This is a genomic window from Pseudonocardia kongjuensis (genome assembly GCF_039526905.1).
GTDB lineage: Bacteria > Actinomycetota > Actinomycetes > Mycobacteriales > Pseudonocardiaceae > Pseudonocardia > Pseudonocardia kongjuensis.
In genome coordinates this window covers 86,691-109,418 of the sequence record NZ_BAAAJK010000018.1, presented here as the reverse complement: position 1 = coordinate 109,418, position 22,728 = coordinate 86,691, and the positions used below count along the sequence as shown (strand labels likewise).

The 22,728-nt window shown below is 74.0% G+C and carries 24 protein-coding genes; 11 read left to right on the top strand and 13 right to left on the bottom strand.

Annotated features, from left to right (window positions below; translation table 11 throughout):
• Nucleotides 1-10: 10 nt before the first annotated feature.
• The 9 genes from hypF to ABD160_RS18165 all read right to left on the bottom strand — a co-directional run bounded on the left by hypF (nt 11) and on the right by ABD160_RS18165 (nt 10,203).
• Complete coding sequence (gene hypF / locus ABD160_RS18205) at nt 11-2,416, bottom strand: carbamoyltransferase HypF (protein ID WP_344023988.1); 2,406 nt, start codon at nt 2,414-2,416, stop codon at nt 11-13.
• A complete protein-coding gene (locus ABD160_RS18200) occupies nt 2,413-3,609 on the bottom strand; it encodes an NHL repeat-containing protein (protein ID WP_344023986.1) in 1,197 nt (398 codons plus the stop codon). The genes hypF and ABD160_RS18200 overlap by 4 nt, the downstream gene beginning before the upstream one ends.
• Nucleotides 3,606-4,511 carry a NifU family protein gene (locus tag ABD160_RS18195; RefSeq protein ID WP_344023984.1) on the bottom strand — a complete coding sequence of 302 codons (906 nt, stop codon included), beginning with the start codon at nt 4,509-4,511 and terminating at the stop codon, nt 3,606-3,608. Before ABD160_RS18195 ends, ABD160_RS18200 begins: the two co-directional genes overlap by 4 nt.
• A 45-nt stretch (nt 4,512-4,556) precedes the next feature.
• Nucleotides 4,557-5,858, bottom strand: a complete 1,302-nt coding sequence (locus ABD160_RS18190) for a hypothetical protein (protein WP_344023982.1) — start codon at nt 5,856-5,858, stop codon at nt 4,557-4,559.
• Nucleotides 5,859-5,875: 17 nt separating this feature from the next.
• Nucleotides 5,876-6,121: a hypothetical protein gene (locus ABD160_RS18185; RefSeq protein WP_344023980.1), complete on the bottom strand. Its 246-nt coding sequence runs from the start codon at nt 6,119-6,121 to the stop codon at nt 5,876-5,878.
• A gap of 6 nt (nt 6,122-6,127) precedes the next feature.
• Nucleotides 6,128-6,949 carry a hydrogenase maturation protease gene (locus ABD160_RS18180; RefSeq protein ID WP_344023978.1) on the bottom strand — a complete coding sequence of 274 codons (822 nt, stop codon included), beginning with the start codon at nt 6,947-6,949 and terminating at the stop codon, nt 6,128-6,130.
• The gene (locus tag ABD160_RS18175; RefSeq protein WP_344023976.1) at nt 6,946-8,553 is read right to left on the bottom strand and encodes a nickel-dependent hydrogenase large subunit; all 1,608 of its coding nucleotides are present in this window, start codon (nt 8,551-8,553) and stop codon (nt 6,946-6,948) included. Before ABD160_RS18175 ends, ABD160_RS18180 begins: the two co-directional genes overlap by 4 nt.
• A 42-nt stretch (nt 8,554-8,595) precedes the next feature.
• Nucleotides 8,596-9,567: an NADH-quinone oxidoreductase subunit B family protein gene (locus tag ABD160_RS18170; RefSeq protein WP_344023974.1), complete on the bottom strand. Its 972-nt coding sequence runs from the start codon at nt 9,565-9,567 to the stop codon at nt 8,596-8,598.
• 108 nt (nt 9,568-9,675) lie between these two features.
• The gene (locus tag ABD160_RS18165) at nt 9,676-10,203 is read right to left on the bottom strand and encodes a DUF1641 domain-containing protein (protein WP_344023972.1); all 528 of its coding nucleotides are present in this window, start codon (nt 10,201-10,203) and stop codon (nt 9,676-9,678) included.
• A gap of 287 nt (nt 10,204-10,490) precedes the next feature.
• Between ABD160_RS18165 and ABD160_RS18160 the strand changes: the two genes are divergently transcribed.
• The 5 genes from ABD160_RS18160 (at nt 10,491) to ABD160_RS18140 (ending at nt 14,732) form a co-directional block, all read left to right on the top strand.
• Nucleotides 10,491-11,459 carry an AraC family transcriptional regulator gene (locus ABD160_RS18160; protein ID WP_344023970.1) on the top strand — a complete coding sequence of 323 codons (969 nt, stop codon included), beginning with the start codon at nt 10,491-10,493 and terminating at the stop codon, nt 11,457-11,459.
• Between the two features lie 54 nt (nt 11,460-11,513).
• Nucleotides 11,514-11,852: a hydrogenase maturation nickel metallochaperone HypA gene (locus tag ABD160_RS18155; RefSeq protein WP_344023968.1), complete on the top strand. Its 339-nt coding sequence runs from the start codon at nt 11,514-11,516 to the stop codon at nt 11,850-11,852.
• A gap of 2 nt (nt 11,853-11,854) precedes the next feature.
• Nucleotides 11,855-12,649 carry a hydrogenase nickel incorporation protein HypB gene (gene hypB / locus ABD160_RS18150; protein WP_344023966.1) on the top strand — a complete coding sequence of 265 codons (795 nt, stop codon included), beginning with the start codon at nt 11,855-11,857 and terminating at the stop codon, nt 12,647-12,649.
• Between the two features lie 112 nt (nt 12,650-12,761).
• Nucleotides 12,762-13,697 (top strand): class I fructose-bisphosphate aldolase, encoded by a 936-nt coding sequence (locus ABD160_RS18145; RefSeq protein ID WP_344023964.1) that lies wholly within the window; start codon nt 12,762-12,764, stop codon nt 13,695-13,697.
• Between the two features lie 90 nt (nt 13,698-13,787).
• Entirely contained in the window at nt 13,788-14,732 is a 945-nt protein-coding gene (locus ABD160_RS18140) for a calcium/sodium antiporter (protein WP_344023962.1), read from the top strand.
• Between the two features lie 49 nt (nt 14,733-14,781).
• Here the strand turns inward: ABD160_RS18140 and ABD160_RS18135 are convergent, their stop codons facing one another.
• The 4 genes from ABD160_RS18135 to ABD160_RS18120 all read right to left on the bottom strand — a co-directional run bounded on the left by ABD160_RS18135 (nt 14,782) and on the right by ABD160_RS18120 (nt 18,261).
• On the bottom strand, nt 14,782-15,420 hold the full coding sequence (locus ABD160_RS18135) for an AmiS/UreI family transporter (protein ID WP_344023960.1): 639 nt from the start codon (nt 15,418-15,420) through the stop codon (nt 14,782-14,784).
• Nucleotides 15,421-15,430: 10 nt separating this feature from the next.
• A complete protein-coding gene (gene fmdA, locus ABD160_RS18130) occupies nt 15,431-16,684 on the bottom strand; it encodes a formamidase (RefSeq protein ID WP_344023958.1) in 1,254 nt (417 codons plus the stop codon).
• A gap of 134 nt (nt 16,685-16,818) precedes the next feature.
• The gene (locus ABD160_RS18125) at nt 16,819-17,106 is read right to left on the bottom strand and encodes an FmdB family zinc ribbon protein (RefSeq protein ID WP_344023956.1); all 288 of its coding nucleotides are present in this window, start codon (nt 17,104-17,106) and stop codon (nt 16,819-16,821) included.
• Between the two features lie 69 nt (nt 17,107-17,175).
• Complete coding sequence (locus ABD160_RS18120; protein WP_344023954.1) at nt 17,176-18,261, bottom strand: substrate-binding domain-containing protein; 1,086 nt, start codon at nt 18,259-18,261, stop codon at nt 17,176-17,178.
• An 86-nt stretch (nt 18,262-18,347) separates the two neighbouring features.
• Between ABD160_RS18120 and ABD160_RS18115 the strand changes: the two genes are divergently transcribed.
• The 6 genes from ABD160_RS18115 (at nt 18,348) to paaE (ending at nt 22,718) form a co-directional block, all read left to right on the top strand.
• A complete protein-coding gene (locus tag ABD160_RS18115) occupies nt 18,348-18,788 on the top strand; it encodes a MarR family winged helix-turn-helix transcriptional regulator (RefSeq protein WP_344023952.1) in 441 nt (146 codons plus the stop codon).
• Nucleotides 18,789-18,867: 79 nt separating this feature from the next.
• Complete coding sequence (gene paaA / locus ABD160_RS18110) at nt 18,868-19,830, top strand: 1,2-phenylacetyl-CoA epoxidase subunit PaaA (protein WP_344023950.1); 963 nt, start codon at nt 18,868-18,870, stop codon at nt 19,828-19,830.
• Nucleotides 19,831-19,955: 125 nt separating this feature from the next.
• Nucleotides 19,956-20,213 (top strand): 1,2-phenylacetyl-CoA epoxidase subunit PaaB, encoded by a 258-nt coding sequence (gene paaB, locus ABD160_RS18105; RefSeq protein WP_425563634.1) that lies wholly within the window; start codon nt 19,956-19,958, stop codon nt 20,211-20,213.
• Nucleotides 20,210-21,106: a 1,2-phenylacetyl-CoA epoxidase subunit PaaC gene (gene paaC, locus ABD160_RS18100; protein ID WP_344023946.1), complete on the top strand. Its 897-nt coding sequence runs from the start codon at nt 20,210-20,212 to the stop codon at nt 21,104-21,106. The genes paaB and paaC overlap by 4 nt, the downstream gene beginning before the upstream one ends.
• Nucleotides 21,100-21,612, top strand: coding sequence for a 1,2-phenylacetyl-CoA epoxidase subunit PaaD (gene paaD / locus ABD160_RS18095; RefSeq protein ID WP_425563630.1), 513 nt, complete (start codon nt 21,100-21,102; stop codon nt 21,610-21,612). Before paaC ends, paaD begins: the two co-directional genes overlap by 7 nt.
• Nucleotides 21,612-22,718: a 1,2-phenylacetyl-CoA epoxidase subunit PaaE gene (gene paaE / locus ABD160_RS18090; protein ID WP_344023945.1), complete on the top strand. Its 1,107-nt coding sequence runs from the start codon at nt 21,612-21,614 to the stop codon at nt 22,716-22,718. Before paaD ends, paaE begins: the two co-directional genes overlap by 1 nt.
• The last annotated feature ends 10 nt before the right edge of the window (nt 22,719-22,728 follow it).

Below are 22,728 nucleotides of genomic sequence, written 5' to 3'. Positions count from 1 at the left end.
CCGGGGATTCCTAGGCACATGGGCTGGACCCTCCTGGTCGTGCGTGGTGGTGGTCGGCCGACGGTCCGCCCGGGCCGGGTGGCTCGGCCAGGGCCGTCAGTACCGCGATCGCGGCCTGGCCGAGCGCCAGGCCGCCGTCGTTCGGGGGGACCACGCGGTGGGTGAGCACCTCGTGGCCGGCCGCCCGCAGCCGCCGCCGGGTCTCCCGCAGCAGCAGCACGTTCTGGAACACCCCGCCGGTCAGGCCGACGGTGCGCGGGCCGGGGGCGACCACGCCGATCACCCGGACGACGGCGTCGGCCAGCGACCGGTGGAACGCGGCGGCCAGCTCGGCGGGCCGGGTCCCGTCGCGCAGGCCCGCCACGATCCCGCGGACGACCGGCCCGGGATCGAGCACGCCGTCGGCGCCGACGGCGAACCCGGGCAGCGGCGGCCGGGACCGCCGGTCCGGGTCCGGTCCCGGCGGCACGGTCGCGGCGAGCGCCTCCAGCTCGATCGCGGCCTGGCCCTCGTACCCGATCCGGTGCCGGACGTCGAGCAGCGAGGCGACGGCGTCGAACAGGCGCCCCACGCTGCTGGTCGGCACGCAGCCCAGGCCACTGTCCAGCTGGGACTCCAGCGCGGCCAGCTCGGCCGCGGTGACGGCCCGCACCGGGGCGAGATCGCGGGTCCGGGCCAGCCCGGCGGCGCGGGCGTGCACCAGCGCCATCCGCCACGGGTTGCGGACCGCGGCGTCGCCGCCGGGCAGCGGCACCGGTGCGAGGTGACCGGCCCGGGTGAACCGGTGGCCGTCCGGCCCGACCAGCAGGATCTCCCCGCCCCACACGGTGCCGTCGGTGCCGTACCCGGTCCCGTCGAACGCGACGCCGACGACCGGGCTGCCGAGCCGGCCGTGCTCGGCGAGCAGCGACATCACGTGCGCGTGGTGGTGCTGCACGAGATCGGGTGGCCGGTCCCCGGCGAGCCGCTCGGCCCGGTCCCGGGTGAGGTAGCCGGGGTGCAGGTCGGCGACCACCCGGTCCGGGTGCCCGCGCAGCGCGGTGAGCCGGGCGACGGCCCGGTCGAACGCGACGGTGGTCTCCAGCGACCCCATGTCCCCGACGTGCGCCGAGCAGAACGCGTGCCGGCCCTCGGTCAGGCAGAAGGTGTTCTTGAGCTCGCCGCCGACGGCGAGCACCCGCGGCCCGGCGACGCCCAGGTCGACCGGCAGCGGGGCGAAGCCGCGGGAGCGCCGGACCGGCAGCTGCTCGCCGTCGACGACCCGGACCACCGAGTCGTCGCACGGCACCTCGATCGGCCGGTCGTGGTCGAGCACCGCGTCGCACAGCCCGGGCAGCCGGTCGCGGGCGTCGGCGTCGGTGTGGCACAGCGGCTCGTCGCTGAGGTTCGCGCTGGTCAGCACGATCGCGTCCGGGCAGGGCGCCGGATCGCCCGGTACCGGGGCGAGCAGCAGATGGTGCACCGGGGTGTAGGGCAGCAGCAGCCCGAGCAGCGGGTTCCCCGGTGCGACCTGCTCCGCGACCGGCGCTGCGGGCAGCCGGTCGAGCAGCACCACCGGCCGCTGCGCCGAGCCGAGCACGGCCGCCTCGCCGGGCGAGATCCGGGCGTAGCGGGCGGCGGCGTCGAGATCGCGGACCAGCAGCGCGAACGGCTTGCCGGTGCGGGCCTTGCGCCGGCGCAGCTCGGCCACCGCGTCCGCCCGGTCGGCGGCGCAGGCCAGGTGGTAGCCGCCGAGGCCCTTGACCGCGACGATCCGCCCGGCGGCGAGCGCCCGCTGCGCGGCGGCGAGCGCGGCGTCCCCGCTGCGCTGCCCGTCCCGGCCGCGGTAGCCGAGCGTCGGGCCGCAGTCCGGGCAGGCGATCGGCTGGGCGTGGAAGCGCCGGTCGGCCGGATCGGCGTACTCGGCGGCGCAGCGCGCGCACATCCCGAACCCGGCCATCGTGGTGGCCGGCCGGTCGTAGGGCAGGCCGCGGATGATGGTGTACCGCGGCCCGCAGTCGGTGCAGGTGACGAACGGGTGCCGGTACCGGCGGTCGGCCGGGTCGAACAGCTCGCGGACGCAGGCGGCGCAGGTGGCGACGTCCGGGGGCACCGTGGTCGCCGCTCCCCCGGCGGCCCGGCTGCCGTCGATCCGGAAGGTGCCCGCCGCCGGGCCGGTCGCGCGGAGACCGGTCCAGTGCACCGACTCGATCCGGGCCAGTGGCGGTGCCTCGGCGCGCAGCCTGCGGTCGAACTCGTCGAGGGCCGCGGCCGGACCCTCGATCTCCAGGAACACCGCCGCCGAGTCGTTGCCGACCAGCCCGTCCAGACCCAGCTCGGTGGCCAGCCGGTGCACGAACGGCCGGAACCCGACGCCCTGGACGACGCCGGTCACCACCGCCCGGCGGCGCAGCGCACCGGCTGCCGGGGCGCTCACGGCCGCGGCTCCGTGCGGTGCCACAGCACGACCCGGTTGTTGCCCGAGTCGCACACCGCCATCCGGTCGCCGTGCAGGGACAGCCCGTAGGGCCAGCACAGCGTGTCGGCCAGTACCGCGGCCCACCGGTTCTCCCCGTTCCCGGCGAAGTCGGGCTGGGCGAGCACGTGCCGGGCGCCGCGGCCGTCGACCGGCACCGTGTCCCACAGCAGCACCCGGTTGTTGGCGGTGTCGGCCACCGCGAGCCGGTCGCCGGTGGGATCGAGGCAGGCCGAGTAGGGGAAGCGCAGCCCGGCGGCGGTCTGCGGGGCGTAGGGCCACTCGTCGCCGGTGTCCAGGCCCGGCTGGCCGATCGCGAAGGACGCGGGCCGGTCGGCGTCCGGGGCGGGTGCCCAGCCCAGCAGCCGGTGGTTCCCGGCGTCGGCGACCAGCAGCAGTCCGTCCCGGCCGGTGATCGCGTGCGGCCAGCGGAAGCTCGCCGGCCCGACGCCCTCGCCGCGGTTCTCCTCGCGGGCGGACGGATCGGGCTGGCCGAGCACGACGTCCGCGGGGCGCCCGGGCCCGGGGATCCCGCCGTCCCAGCCGAGCACCCGGCGGTTCCCGGTGTCGGCGACCCAGAACCGGCCGTCCACGATCCCGATGCCGAACGGCCAGTAGAAGGTGGCCGCCGAGCAGGCGCCGCCCGCGTTCGGCTCGACGCCGGCCGGGTCCGGCTGCCCGAGCACCAGGTCGGGGGCGACGTCGTCGGAGCGCGGGACGGAGTCCCAGACCAGGATCCGGTGGTGCCACGCGTCGGCGACGACCAGCCTGCCGTCGTGCACCAGCACCCCGGTGGGCAGGCTCATCCCGTTCTCCGGGCCGCGTCCACCGGCCGCGCGGCCCTCGGTGACCGCGTCCGGCTGGCCGAGGACGACGTCGGCCGGCTGCTCGTCGGTGTCCGGCAGGCCGTGCCAGAGCAGCACCCGGTGGTTGCCGGTGTCGGCGACGGCGAGCAGCCCGGGATCCAGGTGCACGCCGCGCGGCGAGTACAGCCAGGACCGCGACGGCGTCGCCGACGGCAGCGCCAGCCCGCCGGTCGCGGGTGCGCCCAGCCGGGCGCCGGGCGCCCAGCCACCGGCCAGCGCCGGATCGGTGCCGGGATCGGTCCGCACCGGTCGGCCCGCGACGGTGTGCCGCACGGTCAGCCTGCTCACGGGTCGGCCCGGACCCAGACGGTGTCGAGCTCGACCCGCATCGGGAGCCGTTCGAGCTGGGCGCCGGGTGCGCTCAGGCACTCCCCGGACCCGGCGTCGAAGCAGAAGCCGTGCCACGGGCAGGTGAGCGTGCCGCCGGTGACGTCGAGGATCGCGTCGTCGAGCGGGAGCCCCTCGTGCGCGCAGGCGTTGCGGAACGCGGCCAGCCCGTTGTCGACGTTCACCACGATCAGCGAGGTCCGCCCGCCCGCGGTGTCCACCTCGACCGGGTGCACCGTGCCCACCGGGAACTGTGCGGTGGATCCGGCCCGCGACCAGCCCCGGGTCGCCGGGTCCGGTCCGATCCGCAGCTCGTCGAGCGGGATCAGGGTCGGGGACGGCCGGTTCGGCAGCACCTCGACCGCGGTGATCTCCGGTACGCCGTCGAGCAGGCTGGACTCGACGAGATCGCGCAGCGTCACCGACGACATCGAGCAGCCGTTGCAGGCGCCCTCCAGCCGGATGTAGGCGGTCGCGCCCTCGACCCGGTCCAGCAGCACGTTCCCGCCGTGGCTCGCCAGCTGCGGGCGCACCCCGGCCAGTGCCCGCTCGGCCCGGACCGACGGGGGCTCGCGCACGATCCCGTGCAACGACAGCAGCATCCGCACCACCGGCTCGTCGGCCAGCTCGAACAGGGCGGGCCGGGTCGCCGGGTCGTCCTTGAGACGGCGGACGATCTGCACCAGCCCGGCCCGGTGCACCGCCTCCAGCGCCGACCGGAGCTCGTCGGCCGCGGTCCTGGCGGCCGGGTCGAGATCGGCCAGCGCACGCACGGCACGGTCGACGCGGTCGGCGAGCTCCTCGAAGGTCGGTTCGGTGCCCGGCTCCGTCACCGGGGCCGTCGGGGTTGCCGAGGTCGTCATGGCCGTTCCTCGCTCGGTGGGGGGTGGGTGGGTGATCGGTGGGGCTCAGCCGGGTGCGGGTGCCGGTGCGTCGTGCTCGGCGGTGCGGGCCAGCGCGACCTGCCGGGCGATCTCGTCGAGCACGCCGCGCACCGCCCGCACCGACGCCTCGTCGGTGTGCTCCTCGAACAGGAAGCGGGCCTCGTAGAGCCGGGCCTTGGCGTCGTCGAAGGCACCGAGGTGGGCGAGCACCGTCCCCTGGTTGCTGAGCACCCTGGCCCGGCCGAGCGGATCGCTGTGCCGGTCCCTGGTCTCCAGCACCGCCTGGTAGATCTCGACCGCGTCGACCAGGTTCTCCTCGCGGTGCGCGGTCGGGCCGTAGACCAGCGAGTTGGCCAGGTTCAGCTGCAGGCTGGCCCACTCGGCGGGGTGGTCGGCCCGGGTGTAGACGGTCAGCGCGGCCCGCAGCGACTGGGCCGCGATCCCCAGCCGGAGCTGCCCGGACGCCTCGACCATCGGCATCGTCAGGTAGGCGGTGGCCAGCCCGGCGTGCGCCGCGGCCCAGGTCAGCGCGGCGTCCTCCCGGCGCACCAGCTGCAGCGCGGCGTGATAGTGCGGGACCGCGCGGTTCAGCAGGTCGGGCCGGTCGTCGGCCTGCTCGTGCAGCGCCCCGGCCAGCTCCAGGTGCACCTCGGCCCGGCCGACCCGCAGGCCGTCGGCGTCCTCGAGCAGGGCCAGCGCCCGTTCGAAGCGGGGCACGCAGTCGACGTCGCCGCGCTCGCGCAGGATCCCCGCGGCGGCGGCCAGCAGCAGCCCCTCCAGCGGCGGTGACACCGGCGCGGCCTGCTCGGCCGCCCGCTCCAGCAGGGCCACGGCCGCGCCGGCGCCGTCGGTGCCCAGCACGTGGGTGGCCCGGGCGGACAGCACGAGCGCGCCGATCTCGCCGCCGGGCCGTCCGGCCGGGTCACCGGGTGGCAGGTCGGTCCGGCCGAGCGCGAACAGCACCAGATCGACCAGGACGCCGAGCTCGCCCAGCTCCCGGCGGAGCCGGTCCGGGTCGGTGCCGTGGCGGGCCGCCCCGTCCGGGTCGAGGACGAAGCGGTTGTACCGGGTGACCGGTCCGGGCGCGGGTTCGGCGTCCAGGGCGGCGAGCGCCCCGGCCCGGTCCCCGGCCAGCGCGAGCCGGTGCGCGCGCATCCGGTCCGGCCAGCTCGCCGGGATCCGCCCGGCGAGCAGGTCGAGGCGGGCCGGGTCGGTGTCCTCCCCCGCGGGCACCAGCAGGTACCCGAGCGGCAGCGGCAGGACGCCGAGCGGCTGCGGGCGGGTGGGCGGTGCGGACGGGTCGGGTTCGTGCGGTCGGTCGGCCATCTGGGGGTCCCCCGTGTTCATCGCAGGTCTCGCGTGTCTCGTTCGGCGGCCCGCCGGATCAGCCGGGCGGAGATCCTGGCTCGTGCCTCGGTCGGGTGGGAGCTGATGCGCCTGCGGACGACGCCGTCGGCGAAGACGACGACGATCTCGACGATCCACCGGCCGCGTTCGTGCACGACCTCGGTGTGCACGTCCAGCGCCTCGTCCACCGAGCCGGCCGGACGGGGTGCGGTCCCGGGGTGCTCGTCCGGTGTCCCGCTCATCGCCGGTCACGCCTCCCGGAGCGGGATCCGCAACGCCTTCTGCTCGTCGTCCCATGCGGTCGGGCGGGGTCCGCTGACCACCCGCTCGCCCAGCACCTCGCGGACGAGCACCGATCGGTCCCCGGCCGGGTTGCGCTGCTTGAGCAGCAGGCCACCGCTGCGCGGGCCGGTCAGCGGGACCAGCCAGAGGTCGTCGTCGCGCACCGCGGCGATCGCGGCGTCCGACGGGAACCGGCCGGCGGCGAGCCGGGCGGGCAGCCGGAGGTAGCCGTCCGCGGTGAACTCGACCGGGTCGTCCGCCGCGCCGATGTCGGGCCGCAGCGCTGCGAGGTAGTCCCGCTCCACCATCTCGATCACCTGTTCCATCCCCCGCAGCACCGGCTCGGACAGCTCGGCGCCGAACTCCACGCCCGCCACCTCGACCAGGAAGACCGTGATGTCGTCCGGGCAGGCGTCCCCCAGCGCCCACCGGGCCAGCGCGATCGCATGGTCCCAGCGGAACGAGTGGGTGTGCACCCCCTCGAGCGGCGGGAGGTCGGCCAGCTCGGCGCCCGGGACGCGGAACACGGTCCCCGGCTCCGAGCCGGTCGCCGCCGCGTCGACGACGACGACCCGGCCGGCGCCGCGCATCTGGAACGCGACGTCCATCCCGGCGGTGCCGCCGTCGACCAGCCGGGCGCCGTCCGGCACCCCGCGTTCCCAGAGGTGCCGGACCAGCACCGGGCCGATCCCGTCGTCGCCGCGCAGCAGGTTCCCGCAGCCGATCACCAGCACGGCGCAGCCGGGCGGTTCCAGGTCCGGTGGTTCGGTGGCGGACGTCGGACTCACACCATTCCGTTGACGACGAACTTCGACAGCTCGCGCCCGGTCCTTCCGTCGTAGGCGTGCACCGTGCACACCAGGCAGGAGTCGAAGCTGCGGGCGACGTGGCCGAGCTCCACCGGATCGTCGGCGTCCACGATCGGCGAGCCGACCAGCGCGGACTCGATCGGCCCGGCCAGCTCGGCACCGTCGCGCGGACCGATGTTCCAGGCCGTCGGCGTGACCACCTGATAGTTCTTGATCTTGCCGTCCTCGATCACGATCCAGTCGGAGAGCGAGCCGCGGGCGGCCTCGGTGGAGCCGAATCCCCGGCCCTCGCTGTGCTCGGTGGGCTTGGTGTAGAAGCTCTCCTTCAGGTCGAGCCGGTCCAGCCAGCTCCGCACCCAGGAGTAGTACTTGGGCGCCTCGTGCATCCGGGCCAGCTGGCGGACGAACACGCTCGGGCCCATCCGGTCCACGATGTCGACGAACAGCGGATCGTCGTCCTGGTGGGCGGCGGCGCCCGGTCCGCCCGCCGCCATCCGGCGGGCCAGCGGCCCGGCCTCCAGCGGGACCTGCCCCAGGCCCGGGACGTCGTAGCGCGGTGACTTCGCCCAGCTGTACTTGCCCTGCCGGGCGCCGACGGCCGGGTCGATCGGGTTCGTCTCGCCCTCGAACGGGTGCAGCGATCCGGTGCCCTCGTAGAACGAGTGCGTGACGTCCTCGCTGACCCGGGCCTGGTCGAAGGGGTGCCAGCTGCCGCCGGCGTAGATGCCGGAGCGGCCGATCAGCGCGTCGTTGCGGCCGTCGATGGTCGGGTTCTCGTACAGCGACGGCTCGAAGTAGGTGCCGGTCGCCAGGTAGTTCCCGACCCCGCGGCCGTAGCGGTCGAGCCCGATGTCGAGCGAGTAGCGGATGAAGAACCCGCAGTCGCTGTCGTGCTGCGACTCGTTCTCGTCGACCCAGGCCAGCACGTCCTCCCAGGTCCGGTTCTCCAGCCAGCGCTCGACCGAGCAGCCCAGCCACTGCTTCTCGAGCCAGTTGTCCTTCCAGTGCTCGAAGATCGCGATGGACCGGGTGACGTCGGCCAGCGTCGGCGCGCTCATCACCCCGCCGGGCACCATGAAGCTGGAGTGCGGCCACTGCCCGCCGAAGATCGCGTAGACCTCGACCGGCTTGGCCGAGAGGACCACGCCCGGCTGGTAGCTGGTGCCGACGTAGGGGGCGAACCGGCGGACGGCCTCCTCGTACAGCGGGGACTTCGCGTAGTTCTTGTTCGTGAAGTCGATCGCGAACAGCGCGTAGAAGTAGCGCGGGATCGACTGGAGGGTCTCGGCGGCCTGGCAGATGTTGCGGATCAGGGTGGCGTTCTGCGGCATGTGCGTGCGCCACGCGGTGTCCAGCGCGTAGGCCGACTTGTAGAGGTGGCTGCCACCGCAGATCCCGCAGATCCGCGGGGTGACGATCAGGCCGGCCTGCGGGTCCTTGCCGCGCAGGATCATCTCGAAGCCGCGGAACATCGCGGCCTCGGTCCAGGCCGAGGTGACGATCCCGTCCTCGACGGTCACCCGGACGTCGAGGTCGCCCTCGACCCGGCCGAGCGGGCTGACGTGGAGATCGAGTGTGCTCATGGTGGTGGGGGTCCTTTCGGGAACACCGGCGTGCGAGGCGGCTCAGACGACGAACATGTCCTCCTTGGACCACTGCGGCGCCGCGATCTTCGCCGCGGCCGCGTGCGCCATGTAGGTCAGGTGGTCGCTGCCCTCCGGGACCTCCTTCGGGATGGCACCGCTGACCTTCTGGGTCTTGAAGACCGTCCCCGGAGCGAGGTCGAAGTGCGGGAACTCGGGCTCGGTGCAGCCGAGGCAGGGCATGCCGGCCCTGGTCTTCGACGACTGCCGGTTCCACAGGATGCGGTTGCACGGCGAGTGCGTCATCGGCCCACGGCAGCCGAGCTCGTAGAACAGGCAGCCGGTGCGGGTGCCCTCGCCGAACGAGTAGGTCGACTGCTTGTACTCGAAGAACTGGACCCTGGTGCAGCCGGTCTGGGTGAAGGACTTGAAGAAGGTCTCCGGCCGGTGCATGTCGTCGAGCGTGATGTCGCCCGCCCGGCCGGTGGCGAGCGCGACCAGGATCTGGGTGATCCAGTCCGGGTGTGCGGGACAGCCCGGGACGTTGATCACCGGCAGTCCCATCTTCGACGTGAAGTCCGGGCCGAGGAAGCCGCCCTTGGCCCGCTTGTGGAACTGCAGGCCGGTCGAGCCGGACGGGTTGGGCTCCATCGCCGGGATCCCGCCGAAGCAGGCGCAGTCGCCGATGGCGACGACGATCTGCGCGGCGGCGGCCAGGTCGGTGACCCAGTCCTTCATCGGGCGGTCGGCGAACATGTCCATCCGGCCGGAACCGTCCGGGGCCTCGATGACGGTGCCCTCGAACACGAAGATGTCCAGCGGGCGTTCGCCGTTCACGCAGTCCCAGAAGACCTTCTGGGCGTTCTTCCCCAGCTCCAGCCCCAGCGACGGGTGCCAGACCAGGTCCAGCCCGAAGTCGACGATCAGGTCGACGACGTTCGGTTCCTCCGCGTTGAGGAACGACATCGTGTTCCCGCTGCACGCTCCGCCCTGGAACCACAGCACGGATGCCATGGGGACTCCTCTCGGCAGGCTCCGCCCCGCGGCGGGCCGTGGTGGGCCGGTGGCCGGAGCCGCCGGTGCGATCTGTTCGGACGTGGTGTGGTGGTGGGTGGTGTGCGCTCAGCCGACCCGGCGGCCGAGCGCCCGCGCGGTCTCGAGCAGGACGGCGAGGCCGCGGGCGACGTCGTCGTCGCGCCGCGTGCGCAGCAGGCCGAACACGCCGGACGGTGGCGCGGCCCCGGCGGACGCCCGCTCCCGGCCCTCGACCAGCGCCTCGCCGAACAGCACCAGCGTGTCCGCCGTCCGCGGGTCGGTGAGCAGCGACGAGGTGAGCAGGGTCTGCAGCTGCGGGGTCGCACCGGCGACCCCGCCGGACAGCGTGACGAGGCTGCCGAGCAGCCCGCGCAGGTCGAGATCGGCGAGCTCCGCCGGGAGCCCCCCGGACCGGAGGTCGCGGATCCCGCCGGCGACGGCCTCGGTGATGGCGTCGCCGCGCCGGATGACGCCGTCCAGCGACTCGACCAGCAGGGCGAGCAGGTCGGCGTGCTCGAGGATGTCGCCGAGCGCGGCGGCGACCTCCGGGTCGTCCAGCCGTTCCACGAGCCCGTCGGCAGGCGACCGCGCGGCGAGCTGACCGTTGACGGTCACGGGTTCCTCCTCGGTGGTGGGCGAGCGTGTGAGGTGAGGCACAAGGCTAGGCCCGCGGATCGGCCCGGCCTATCTCTTCTGCGCAGCGACTGTCGCGATCGCGCGGACCTTGTGACGGTCATGCGCTGTTCTGCGAGACGAACTTGCGTGCAGGGTGGAGGATTCCGCACGGATCACGGAGTTGTGAGCGGCTCATGTCTCGTCTGTCCCGACTGCGCTCGATCGACATCCGGCGAACCCGGGGGCCCGTCCGACGGAAGATCCGGTCCCGCGGCGTCCCGCCGGCGTTGGCCGAGCACGAGATCTTCTACTCGGAGGAGCTGTGGGAAGCGGCTTTCATGGTCGGCAAGGTGCTGTCGGCCGCGACGCTCGACCTGCGCCACCCGCAGGACCCGGGATTCGCGGCGAGCCTGTTCGGGGTGCAGCTCCGCGACATCAGCCTGCTGTACCTGGACCTGACGGTGGCCGCCACGCTGGACATCCCGGCGCTCGGGCCGTACTTCACGGTCTGCATGCCGACGAACGGCCGGGTGGTCTGCGAGCACGGCTCCGGGGTCGCCTTCGAGGCGAACACGGTGCGCGCCCTGGTCACCAGCCCGGGCACCGCGCTCACCATGCACTTCGACCACGACTCGCCGATCCTGCTGCTCCGGATCGAGGAGCAGGCGCTGCTGGCCTACCTGACCCGGCTGCTGGGGCGGCGGCTCCCGCACCCGATCAGCTTCGAGCCGGAGTTCGACCTGGCCGCGGAGCCCGCGATGCGCTGGAACACCGCGGTGCAGCTGCTGCACGCCGAGGTGTACTACCCGGACTCGCTGGTCCAGCACGGGCACGGCATCGGGGCGGTGGAGGAGCTGCTGATGTCCAGCCTGCTGTTCCTGCAGCCCTCGAACTACCACGCCGACATCACCCGGCCCACGAGCTCCACCGGGCGCCGGGTCGTGCGCGAGGCGACCGAGTTCATCGAGGCGCACCTGGGCGAGCGGATCACGATGGACCTGCTCGCCCGCAGCGTGCACATGAGCGTCCGGTCGATCCAGCAGGCGTTCCGCGACGAGCTCGGGACGTCCCCGGTCGCCTACATCCGGGAGCGCAGGCTGAACCGGATCCGCGACGAGCTGACCGATGCGATGCCACGCGACGGGATCACCGTCACGGCGGTCGCCGAGCGGTGGGGCTTCCACCATCTCGGCAGCTTCTCGGTCGAGTACCGCAAGCGCTGGGGCGAGTCGCCGTCGGAGACGCTGCGCCGCTGACATGTGCCGCTGACATGCGCCGCTGACCGTGCCCACCATCCGGAAGGAGCCGCCGTGCACGAGCTGTCCCTCTGCCGCTCGATCGTCGGGGTCGTCGAGCGGCACGCCGACACCGCACGCGTCCGCCGGGTGAACCTGCAGGTGGGGCAGCTGCGGCAGGTGGTGCCCGCGACGCTGACCTACTGCTGGTCGCTGGTGAACGCCGACACCCCGCTCGGCGGGTCGGAGCTGTGCATCGAGTCGGTGCCCGCCCGGATCCGCTGCACCGGCTGCGCGGGCACCACCGAGCTCGACGCCCCTGTCCTGGTGTGCGCACACTGCGGCGGGACCGCGGTGCAGGTCGTCGCCGGGGAGGAGTTCCTCATCACCTCACTCGAACTCACGGAGGCCTGACCATGGGTCGATTCCACCGGCACGACGAGCACGGCCACTCCCACGGGCACGGCCACACCCACGAGCACGGCCAGGCGCACGGGCACGGGCACGGGCACGGCGCGGATCTCGGCGACCACTCCGGCTACGACACCGGGCCGGAGCGGGTGAGCGTGCTCGAGCGCATCTTCGACGAGAACGACGCCACCGCCGCCGCGAACCGGGCCGACTTCGAGGCCGCGGGCGTGACCGTGGTGAACCTGATGTCGTCACCCGGCGCCGGCAAGACCTCGCTGCTGCGGGCCACCCTGCAACGCCTGGCCGGCGGGCCGCGGATCGGGATCGTCGAGGGCGACATCGAGACCAGCATCGACGCCGACCGGCTCGCCGGTCTCGGCGCCGCGGTCACCCTGGTGAACACCGGCAACGGGTTCGGCGGCGAGTGCCACCTGGACGCCCCGATGGTGCGCTCGGCGCTGCCCCGGCTGCCGCTGCACGAGCTCGACCTGGTGATCATCGAGAACGTCGGCAACCTGGTGTGCCCGGCCGAGTTCGCCGTCGGGGAGCACTCCCGGGCGATGGTCTACTCGGTGACCGAGGGCGAGGACAAACCGCTCAAGTACCCGGTGATGTTCCGGTCCGCCGATCTGGTCGTGGTGAACAAGATCGACCTGCTGCCGCACCTCCCGTTCGAGCTCGACGCGTTCTACCGCAACCTGCGCGCGGTCAACCCGGACGCCGCCGTCGTCGAGACGAGCGTCCTCACCGGCGCCGGGATCGACCGCTGGTGCGACTGGCTCACCGGCGTCCGGCGATGACCGGCGGCTACCCCGCCGGATCCTCCGTTGCGGGGAGGCGACCGGCCGCCGGCCGGTCCTAGCGTCGCGGCACGACCGCGACGCGGTGTCGCCGGTCGCCGAGGAGGTGTCCATGCACGGGATGCGGGCGACGGCGGGTGCTCTCGTCGGCCACCCCCGGGGGATCCTCGCGCTCGACGCGGGCCCCGACGGCCCGGACGAGCGCGGGTTCCGGCAGCTGGTCCTCACGATCCCCGGGCTGCCGGAGTACGTGAGCGGGCTGGTGCTCCCTGCGGCGGCCCTGCGCCGCGGGCCCGACCGGCCGTGGGCCGACGCCGGGATCCTCCCGGGTGTCCGGGCCGATCCCGGCCGGATCCCGCTGCCCGGCGCACCCGGTGAGACCGTCCTCGGCGGGACGGACGACCTGCCGGCCCGGATGGCGGAGCACGCCGGGGCGGGCGCCCGGTTCGTCAGCTGCCGGGCCCGGACCGTCGCCGGGGCGTCCACCTGGTCGATCCGGTCCAACGCCAACGTGCTCGCCCGGTACGCCCGGGCCGCCCAGGACGCCGGGCTCGTCCCGCTGCTGCACTGCGGCATCGCCCGCGACGGCGGGCACCCGGCCGACGCGGCGGCGACCACCCTGGCGGCGCTGCTGACCCGGCTGGCCGGGGAGCTCGACGACGCCGGGGTCGATCCGCGGGCGACCGTGCTCGGCCCGGGCGCGGCGCTGCCCGGGACCGGGTCCGGGCAGCCGGTCGACCCGGCCGGCCACGGCGCCCTGACCCGGGAGGTGCTGCGCTGCGTGGTGCCGCCGGAGTTCGCCGGCGTCGCGCTGCACACCGGATCCGTCCGGCCGGACGACGGCGCCGGCCTGCTCGCCGCCGCCCAGGCACCGGACCTGCGCTGGCCGTTGACGTTCTGCACCGGCCGGAGCCTGACCGGCCCGGCCGCACGCGCCCTCCGGGGCCCCGGCGGGAGCCCGCAGCGCGCGCAGGCGGAGCTGCGGCACGGGCTGGGCCGGGCGTCCGGGGTCCTGCGGCCCGTCCGGCCCCGGCTGCGGATCGCCTGATCCACCGGCGCGGCGCCGGCGCCGGTCCCGGCACCCGGGTGGGAAGCTGCTCCCATGCGCAGGCCCTCCCCCGGCACCGGGTGACCCGAGGTGCAGCCGATCCTGCTCGGCCTCGGCGGCCTCGCGCTGCTGCTGGTCGGCGCCGAGCTGCTGGTCCGGGCCGGTTCCCGGCTCGCGAGCCGGCTCGGGCTGTCCCCGATGGTCATCGGGCTGACCGTGGTCTCGGTCGGCACGAGCCTGCCCGAGCTCGCCATCGGCATCGACGCCGCCCGCTCGGGCAGCGCCGGCCTGGCCACCGGCAACATCGTCGGCACCAACCTGGTCAACCTGCTGTTCGTGCTCGGCCTGGGTGCGCTGCTGCGGCCGGTGCTGTTCAGCGGCCGGACGCTGCGGTTCGACCTGCCCGCGATGGTCGTCGCGACGCTGGTGTTCTTCCTGCTCGCCCGGGACGGGTCGCTCGGCCCGCTGGACGGTGCGCTGCTGCTCACCGGCGCCGTCGCCTACACCGTGCTGATCTTCCGGACGAGCCGCCGGGAGGACGTCACGGCGGAGGCCGACACCGGCGGCAGCGGCGGGCCGGTGGTGCAGCTGCTGGTGCTCGCCGCGTCGATCGTGCTGGTCGTCGTCGGGGCGGAGCTGCTGGTCGACGGCGCCGTGCAGGGGGCGCGGGCGTTCGGTGTGGACGAGGCGGTGATCGGGCTGACCGTCGTCGCGATCGGCACGTCGGCGCCGGAGCTGGTGACGATGCTCGTCGCGATCGCCCGCGGGGAGACCGGGCTGGCCGTGGGCAACCTGGTCGGCTCCAGCGTCTACAACATCGCGCTGGTCCTCGGCATCACCGTGCTCGCGGCGCCCGGCGCGTCGATCGACGTCCCGCCCGACGTGGTCGACGCCGACCTGGTGCTGCTCGCGGTCGCGACGGTCGGGACCGCGATCGCGATGCGGACCGGGGCGAGGCTGACCCGGTTCGAGGGCGGCGTGCTCGTCGCCACCTACCTCACCTACCTGGTCTGGCTGATCCTCACCCGCACGTAGCGGGCCGCGGTCCACCCGGGACCGCGGCCCGCCGGTGCGGGGAGCCGGTTCAGGCCGGGACGCTCCGGTCCCCGGCCGGGGCGACCGGCGCGGCGTCGGACCCGCGCCCGAGCACCACGTAGAGCCCGCCGTAGACGACGACGCCGAACACCGCGAGCGCCACCGCGACCGTCCCGGCGAACTGCTGGTAGCCGCCGGTGAGCAGCAGCAGCGCCGGAAGCCACGCCGTCACCCAGCCCTGGATCGCGCAGACCGCGCCGGTGTAGCGGCCGATCCGGTCCTGTTTGAGCCCGAGCAGCACGAAGAACAGCAGCCACAGGAACGCCCAGTGCAGCCAGATCACGCCGAACCCCGGATCGGCGAAGCGGGTGAAGTTCAGCCAGGAGAACACCAGCGCGGACAGGAACACGAACAGGCAGAAGTAGCCGAGCCCGCTGCTGTCCAGGCCGAGCGTGATGTTCAGCGCGACGTAGAGATAGGTGAAGGAGAACAGGTACAGCCCGGACGCGGCCAGGATGACGTTCGGGTCGCCGCCCGCGGTGAAGATCAGATAGGTGGGCGTGATGATCTGCAGGCCGCCGACGAAGAAGTTCATCGGTGCCGCGGACCGCGCGTCCACCCATCCCAGCAGCATCACGCCGTTGATGAACAGGACGGCGCCGACGAACAGCAGTCCGACGGATCCCATCGCCGGTTCCTCAGGCCCGCGCCACCGGGACGCCCTGTCCCGGGTCGATCGTCGCCGGGCCGTCCTTGCCCGGCCGGACGTCGAAGTCGAAGATCTCGGTCGGCAGGTAGACCGTGGAGCACGAGTTCGGGATGTCGACGACGCCGGACAGCCTGCCCTCGATCGGCGCCGCCCCGAGGATCATGTACGCCTGGATGTCGGAGTACCCGAACTGCGTCAGGTACTCGATCGCGTGCAGGCAGGCCCGCTGGTACGACAGGTGCGAGTCGAGGTAGCGCTGCTCGCCGGACAGCGTCACCGAGGTGCCGGAGAACGCCAGCCACTCGCTGTACTGCGGATCGGTCCGGCCGGGCATGAAGATCGCGTTCTCGGAGACGCCGTACTTGTCCATCCCGCCCTTGATGACGTCGACGTGCAGGTCCATGAACCCGCCCATCTCGATCGCCCCGCAGAAGGTGATCTCGCCGTCGCCCTGGGAGAAGTGCAGGTCGCCCATGGACAGCTTCGCCCCGTCGACGAACACCGGGTAGAACACCCGGCTGCCCTTCGTGAGGTTCTTGATGTCCTGGTTGCCGCCGTTCTCCCGGGGCGGCGCGGTCCGGGCGGCCTCGGCCGCGGCCCGGTCGAAGTCGGCCCCGGTCAGCGAGCCGAGGATCGCCGAGTCCGGGTTCGGCGGCAGCGCCAGCGGCGGGACACGCTGCGGATCGGTGTCGATCAGGGCCTGCTCGCGGGCGTTCCAGGTGCGCAGCAGGTCGTGCGACGGCGCGGTGCCCATCAGTCCGGGATGGACGATGCCGGTGAACGACACGTGCGGGACGTGCCGGGAGGTGGCGACGCCGCCGCGGAAGTCCCAGATCACCTTGTAGGCGTCCGGGAACTGCTCGGTCAGGAAGCCGCCGCCGTTGCGGGTGGCGAACACGCCGGTGTAGCCCCAGCCCTGCCCGGCGAGCGGGCCGGAGTCCTCCTGCGGGATCGGGCCGACGTCGAGGATGTCGACGATCAGCAGGTCGCCGGGCTGCACGCCCTCGACGTGGATCGGCCCGGAGAGCACGTGCACGCCGGCCAGCGGCGCGTTGAGGATGTCGTCGGCGGAGTCGTCGTTGCGGATGGCCCCGTCGAACCACTCGCGACAGTCGACCCGGAAGCTGTCGCCGGGGCGTACCCGGACCTGGGCGGGGACGTCGGGATGCCACCGGTTGTGGCCGACGATCTGCTGTTCGGTGAACTTCTTGCGGGAGTCGAGCGGGAACACGACCTCGGGCATGACGAACACACCTTCCATCTCATCGGGGACCGCCCGGAGGGGCGGGGCAGGCGGGATCGCACGACGGGCCGGTGGCCCGTCGTGGGTGGGGCCGGCCGGGCCCGGTACGCGGGACGGCCGGTGACGTCAGCGGGTCAGGGGCGCGGGAGGCCCCGGGTCCGGGGATCGATGCGGGCGTTCGGGCGCGGCGCGCCGGCCGCCGACGGCAGCGAGGTGACGACCTGCGGCTCGGTCCGGCTCGCCTCGGCCCGGTCGATCAGCCCCATCCGGCCCCGGTCGGCGAGCCCGAGCATCGGCGGCGTGATCAGCCGGGCCGCCTCGGCGCCGCAGGCCGGGCAGGCCAGGGTGGCGGGGGCGGTGCCGATCGGCCGGCGGACGTCGACCGGGCCGTCGGTGCCGCACCGGTACGTGTAGGTCGCCATGCCATCCTCGCTCGTCCTAGGAAATAATTTCCTAGGAAAGCTATAGCGGAAGGCGCATGGTGTCAACGGTCACAGCTGCTGGAGGACGTCCCAGCTCAGGCCGTCCGCCGCGGCCAGGAACACCCGTTGCCGCAGGTGCCGGTCCCGCAGCTCGACGGTGCCGCGCGGGCTCTCGTAGGACAGCCCGTCGGACACCGAGACCATCGACCGGACGTCGGTGGCCCCGGCCCGGCGCATCAGCGCGGTCAGCAGCCGGACCCCCTCGTAGCAGGACTCGCCGAGGCTGTTCAGCACCGGGGCCTCCGGCCCGAAACGGCGCGCGTACCAGGCGGCGAAGTCCAGGCCGGAGGCCGTGGCGAGGTCCTCGAAGTAGCCGGCCGAGGTCATCAGGCCGCGGGTGCTCTCCGCCCCGGAGGCGAGCAGCACGTTCTCGTCGATCAGCGAGCTGAACCGCAGGATGTCGCGGTCCATCCCGGCCGCGGTGAACGCCCGGTTGAACGCGACGGCGTCGTCGCCGATCAGCAGCATCAGCACGGCCTCGCAGCCGCTGCGCTCGACCCGCCGCAGCACGTCGTCGAACCGGGTGGTGCCCAGCGGCACGTACATCTCGTCGCAGACGGTGCCGCCGATCCGGCGCAGGAACCGGCGGGCCGCGTCGGCCGAGCGGCGCGGCCAGACGTAGTCGTCGCCGACGATCGTCCAGCGCCGGACGCCGGCCGTCCCGGCGAACCAGTCCAGGGTCGGGCCGAGCTGCAGGTCCGGCGTCTCGCCGGTGAGGAAGACCCCCGGCCGGGACTCGCCGCCCTCGTAGAGCGCGGTGTAGGCGTAGGGCACCCGGCCGTCGATCGCCGGCGCGACCGCCTCGCGGACCGCCGAGATGTGCCAGCCGGTCACCGCCTGCACCGCACCCGCGGTGACCAGCGCGGCGACCTCGCGGGCGACCTCCTCCGGGGCGGCGCCGCCGTCCACCGGGAGCAGCCGCAGCTCGCGGCCCAGCACGCCGCCCTCGTCGTTGGTCTCCTCCATGGCGAGCGTCCCGCAGCTCTCGCAGGACGGGCCGAAGATCCCGGCCGGGCCCTGCAGCGGCACCACGAGCGCCATCGTGAGCACGTCCCGGCGGGACGCGGGCGGCACGGTGAGACGCGGGGGCGTCATGCGGCTACGCTAAAGGTCTTCCACCTGCGTGTCCTGCTCTGTTCGGGGGGATGGTCGAGGATGATGTCCGCCCGGGGTGCGTTCGGGTGAGCGACGAGACGCTGCGCCTGCTCTCGATGGCCGAGCGTGCCGCGACACAACGGCTGGACGACGCGCTGCGGTCGGCCGGTGCCGATCTCGACCAGTGGCGGGTGCTGTCGCTGCTCGCCGACCGGGGCGGCTGCCCGATGAACGTGGTCGCCGAGCACGCGCTGATGCTCGCCCCCAAGTGCTCCAAGCTGGTCGACCGCATGGTCTCGGCCAACCTGGTGCTGCGCAGGCCCGACGAGCACGACCGGCGCCGGGTGCTGATCTTCGCCTCGGCCCGTGGCCGGGCGGCGCTGGCCCGCTGGGACGCCGCCGTGGCCGGGGTCCGGGAGCGGTTCACCGAGATCGTCGGGCCCGACGTGGCCGTCCTGGACGAGCTGCTGCGCAGGCTCGCCACCGGGATGGAGCGGTCCCCCGAGCCGGATCCCGCCGCCGGCTGAGTCCCGTCCCACTTGCGCTCCGGGCCGGTACTGGTCCACCCTCTGGACGAACGAACATTCGGTCGCTGGAAGGTGGATCGTGACGACGGCTGACCCGCACACGCCGGAGAGCCTGCAGGCCCGGTTCGACGCGACGATCGCGGCGGACCAGCGGATCGAGCCGCGGGACTGGATGCCCGAGGCGTACCGCAGGACCCTGATCCGCCAGATCGCCCAGCACGCGCACTCCGAGATCATCGGCATGCAGCCGGAGGGCAACTGGCTGCTGCGCGCCCCCTCGCTGCGCCGCCGCGCGATCCTGCTCGCCAAGGTGCAGGACGAGGCAGGCCACGGCATGTACCTCTACGCCGCCGCCGAGACCCTCGGGGTGGACCGCGAGGAGCTGACCGAGAAGCTGATCGACGCGAAGCAGAAGTACTCGTCGATCTTCAACTACCCGACGCTGTCCTGGGCCGACATCGGCGTCATCGGCTGGCTGGTGGACGGCGCCGCGATCGCCAACCAGGTCCCGCTGTGCCGCTGCTCCTACGGTCCCTACGCCCGGGCCATGATCCGGATCTGCAAGGAGGAGTCGTTCCACCAGCGGCAGGGCTACGAGTCGCTGCTGGCGATGGTGAACGGCACCGACGCGCAGCGCGCGATGGTGCAGGAGTCGGTGGACCGCTGGTGGTGGCCGTCGCTGATGATGTTCGGCCCGGCCGACGGGAACTCCCCGAACACCCGGCAGTCGATGGAGTGGGGCATCAAGCGGCACACCAACGACGAGCTGCGCCAGCGGTTCGTCGACATGACCGTCCCGCAGGCCGCCACGCTCGGCGTCACGCTGCCGGACCCGGACCTGCGCTGGAACGAGGAGCGGCAGGCGCACGACTTCGGCGAGCCGGACTGGTCGGAGTTCACCGCCGTCGTCTCCGGGGCCGGCCCGGCCAACCGGCAGCGGCTGGCGCACCGGCGCCGGGCGCACGAGAGCGGCGCCTGGGTGCGCGAGGCCGCCCGGGCCTACGCGGACAAGCGGGCGGCACGGGCGGAGGCGGGCGCATGACCACCCCGGACACCGGCAGCGGCGGCACCGCCGAGGCCACCACCCCGGCCACCACCCCGACCACCACCCCGACCACCGCCCCGAGCGCCGGCACGCCGGCCCGCCGGTCCTGGCCGCTCTACGAGGTGTTCGTCCGCGGCAAGCGCGGCCTCAACCACGTGCACGTCGGCTCGCTGCACGCCGCCGACGACGAGATGGCCCTGCACAACGCCCGCGACGTCTACACCCGGCGCAACGAGGGCGTCTCCATCTGGGTGGTGCGCGCCGACCTGATCACCGCGTCCAGCCCGGACGAGAAGGACCCGTTCTTCGCGCCGTCCGCGGACAAGGTCTACCGGCACCCGACGTTCTACGAGATCCCGGAGGAGGTGCCGCACCTGTGAGCGGGAACGTCTACGACGCGCTGACCGAGGCCGACGACCCCCGCTGGGCGTTCGGCTCCGGCTTCTCCGAGGCCGGTGCGGAGATCGCCGCGCCGGTCCCGGACGGCGCCGATCCGGCCGATCTCGCCGAGTACTGCCTGATGCTCGGCGACGACGCGCTGGTCTACAGCCACCGGCTCACCGAGTGGGTGTCGAACGCCCCCGAGCTGGAGGAGGAGGTCGCGCTCGCCAACACCGCGCTCGACCTGCTCGGCCAGGCCCGGGTGCTGCTGTCCCGGGCCGGGCACGTCGAGGGGCTCCTCGACGGGCGCACCGCCCGCACCGAGGACGATCTCGCGCACTGGCGCGAGGTCGCGGAGTTCCGCTGCGTCGCGCTCACCGAGCCGTCCGACGAGCTGGACTTCGCCCGCGCCGTCGCCCGGCTGCTGGTGTTCTCCGCCTGGCGGCTCGCGCTGCTCGACCGGCTGCGGGACTCGGCCGATCCGGTGCTCGCCGCGGTCGCCGCGAAGGGGGTCAAGGAGGTCGCCTACCACCGCGACCACGCCGCACGCTGGGTGCTGCGGCTCGGCGACGGGACCCCGGAGTCGCACGCGCGCATGCAGGACGCGCTGCAGTGGGTGTGGCCCTACCTCGGCGAGCTGTTCCGCACCTCCGACGTCGAACGCAGGCTGGTCGCCGCCGGGATCGCCGCCGACCCGGCGCAGACCCGCGACGAGGTCGACGCCGTGCTGGACCGGGTGCTCGACCGCGCCACGCTGACCCGCCCGGACGTGCCCGCGGCCGGCACCATCGGCGGCCGCGGCGGCCGCCAGGGCGTGCACACCGAGAAGCTCGAGCAGGCACTCGTCGTGCTGCAGAGCCTCGCCCGCCGGCACCCGGGGGCGACGTGGTGACCGGCCTGCTGCCGGGCCTGGGCGCCCGCGACGTGGTGGCGGCCGTGGTCGATCCGGAGATGCCGATGCTCACCCTGGACGATCTCGGGGTGATCCGGTCGGTGACCGAGGACGGCGGCCGGGTCGCCGTCACGATCACCCCGACCTACTCGGGCTGCCCGGCGATCGAGGAGATGCGCGCCGACATCGCCGGTGCGCTGACCGCCGCCGGCTACGGCCCGGTCGAGGTGACGACCGTCCTGTCCCCCGCCTGGAGCACGGACTGGATCAGCGAGGCCGGCCGGCGCAAGCTCGCCGACGCCGGCGTCGCCCCGCCGGGCGCGGCCACCGCGGCCGGGCCCGGCCCGGTCCCGCTGGTCCTGGACCCGCCGTCGTCGGTGGTGCGCTGCCCGCAGTGCGGGTCGCCGGCGACCGAGGAACTCTCCCGGTTCGGCCCGACCGCGTGCACCGCGCTGCGCCGGTGCACGGCCTGCCGCGAGCCGTTCGAGCACATGAAGGAACTCTGATGCTGCTCACCGAACCCGGCACGGTCGACGCACCGGCGGACCTCCCGGCGGGCTTCCACCGGCTGCGGGTGGCCGACGTCGATCGGCTGTGCGAGGACGCCGTCGCGGTCACCTTCGACGTGCCGGAACACCTGCGCGCGCACTACGCGTTCCGGCCCGGCCAGTACCTGACGCTGCGCACGGTGACCGCCGACGGGGAGGAGCGCCGGTCGTACTCGATCTGCTCCCCGGCCGGCGCCGCCCCGCGGATCGGGGTCCGCCGGGTCGACGGCGGGCTGTTCTCCGGCTGGCTGGTCGACCGGCTCGCCGCGGGCGACCTGGTGGAGGTCGGCCCGCCGGGCGGGTCGTTCACGCCGGTGCAGGCCGCGGGCGCCCATCACGCGCTCGTCGCCGCGGGCTCGGGGATCACGCCGATGCTGTCGATCGCCGCGTCCGTGCTCGCCGCGCACGACGACACGCAGGTCACCCTGGTCTACGGCAACCGGCGCACCGACACGGTGATGTTCACCGAGGAGATCGCCGACCTGAAGAACGCCTACGGCCCGCGGCTGCACCTGATCAACGTGCTGTCCCGGGAGCCCACCGAGGCGGAGATCGTCAACGGCAGCCTCGACGCCGACCGCCTCCGCAGGCTGCTCACCGGGCTGGTGGACGTCCCCGGCGTGGACCACTGGTGGCTGTGCGGCCCGCTCGGGATGACCGAGGACGCCGTCACCGTGCTGACCGAGCACGGCGTGGACCGGGCGCGGGTGCACCGCGAGCTGTTCTACGTCGGCGAGCCGCCGCCGGAGCCGCACCGCGCCGAGGACGATCCGGCGCCCGGCGGCACCGGCAGCGCGGTCACGATCGTCCTCAACGGACGGTCGACCACACTGGACCTGCCGCGCACCGAGTCCGTGCTGGACGCCGCGCAGAAGGTCCGCGGTGACATGCCGTTCGCCTGCAAGGGCGGCGTGTGCGGCACCTGCCGGGCCAGGGTCACCGCGGGCGAGGTCGAGATGCGCCGCAACTTCGCCCTGGAGGACGACGAGGTCGCCGCCGGTTTCGTGCTCACCTGCCAGAGCCGGCCGGTGTCCGCCACCGCGACGGTCGACTTCGACGCCTGAGCGGTGCGGC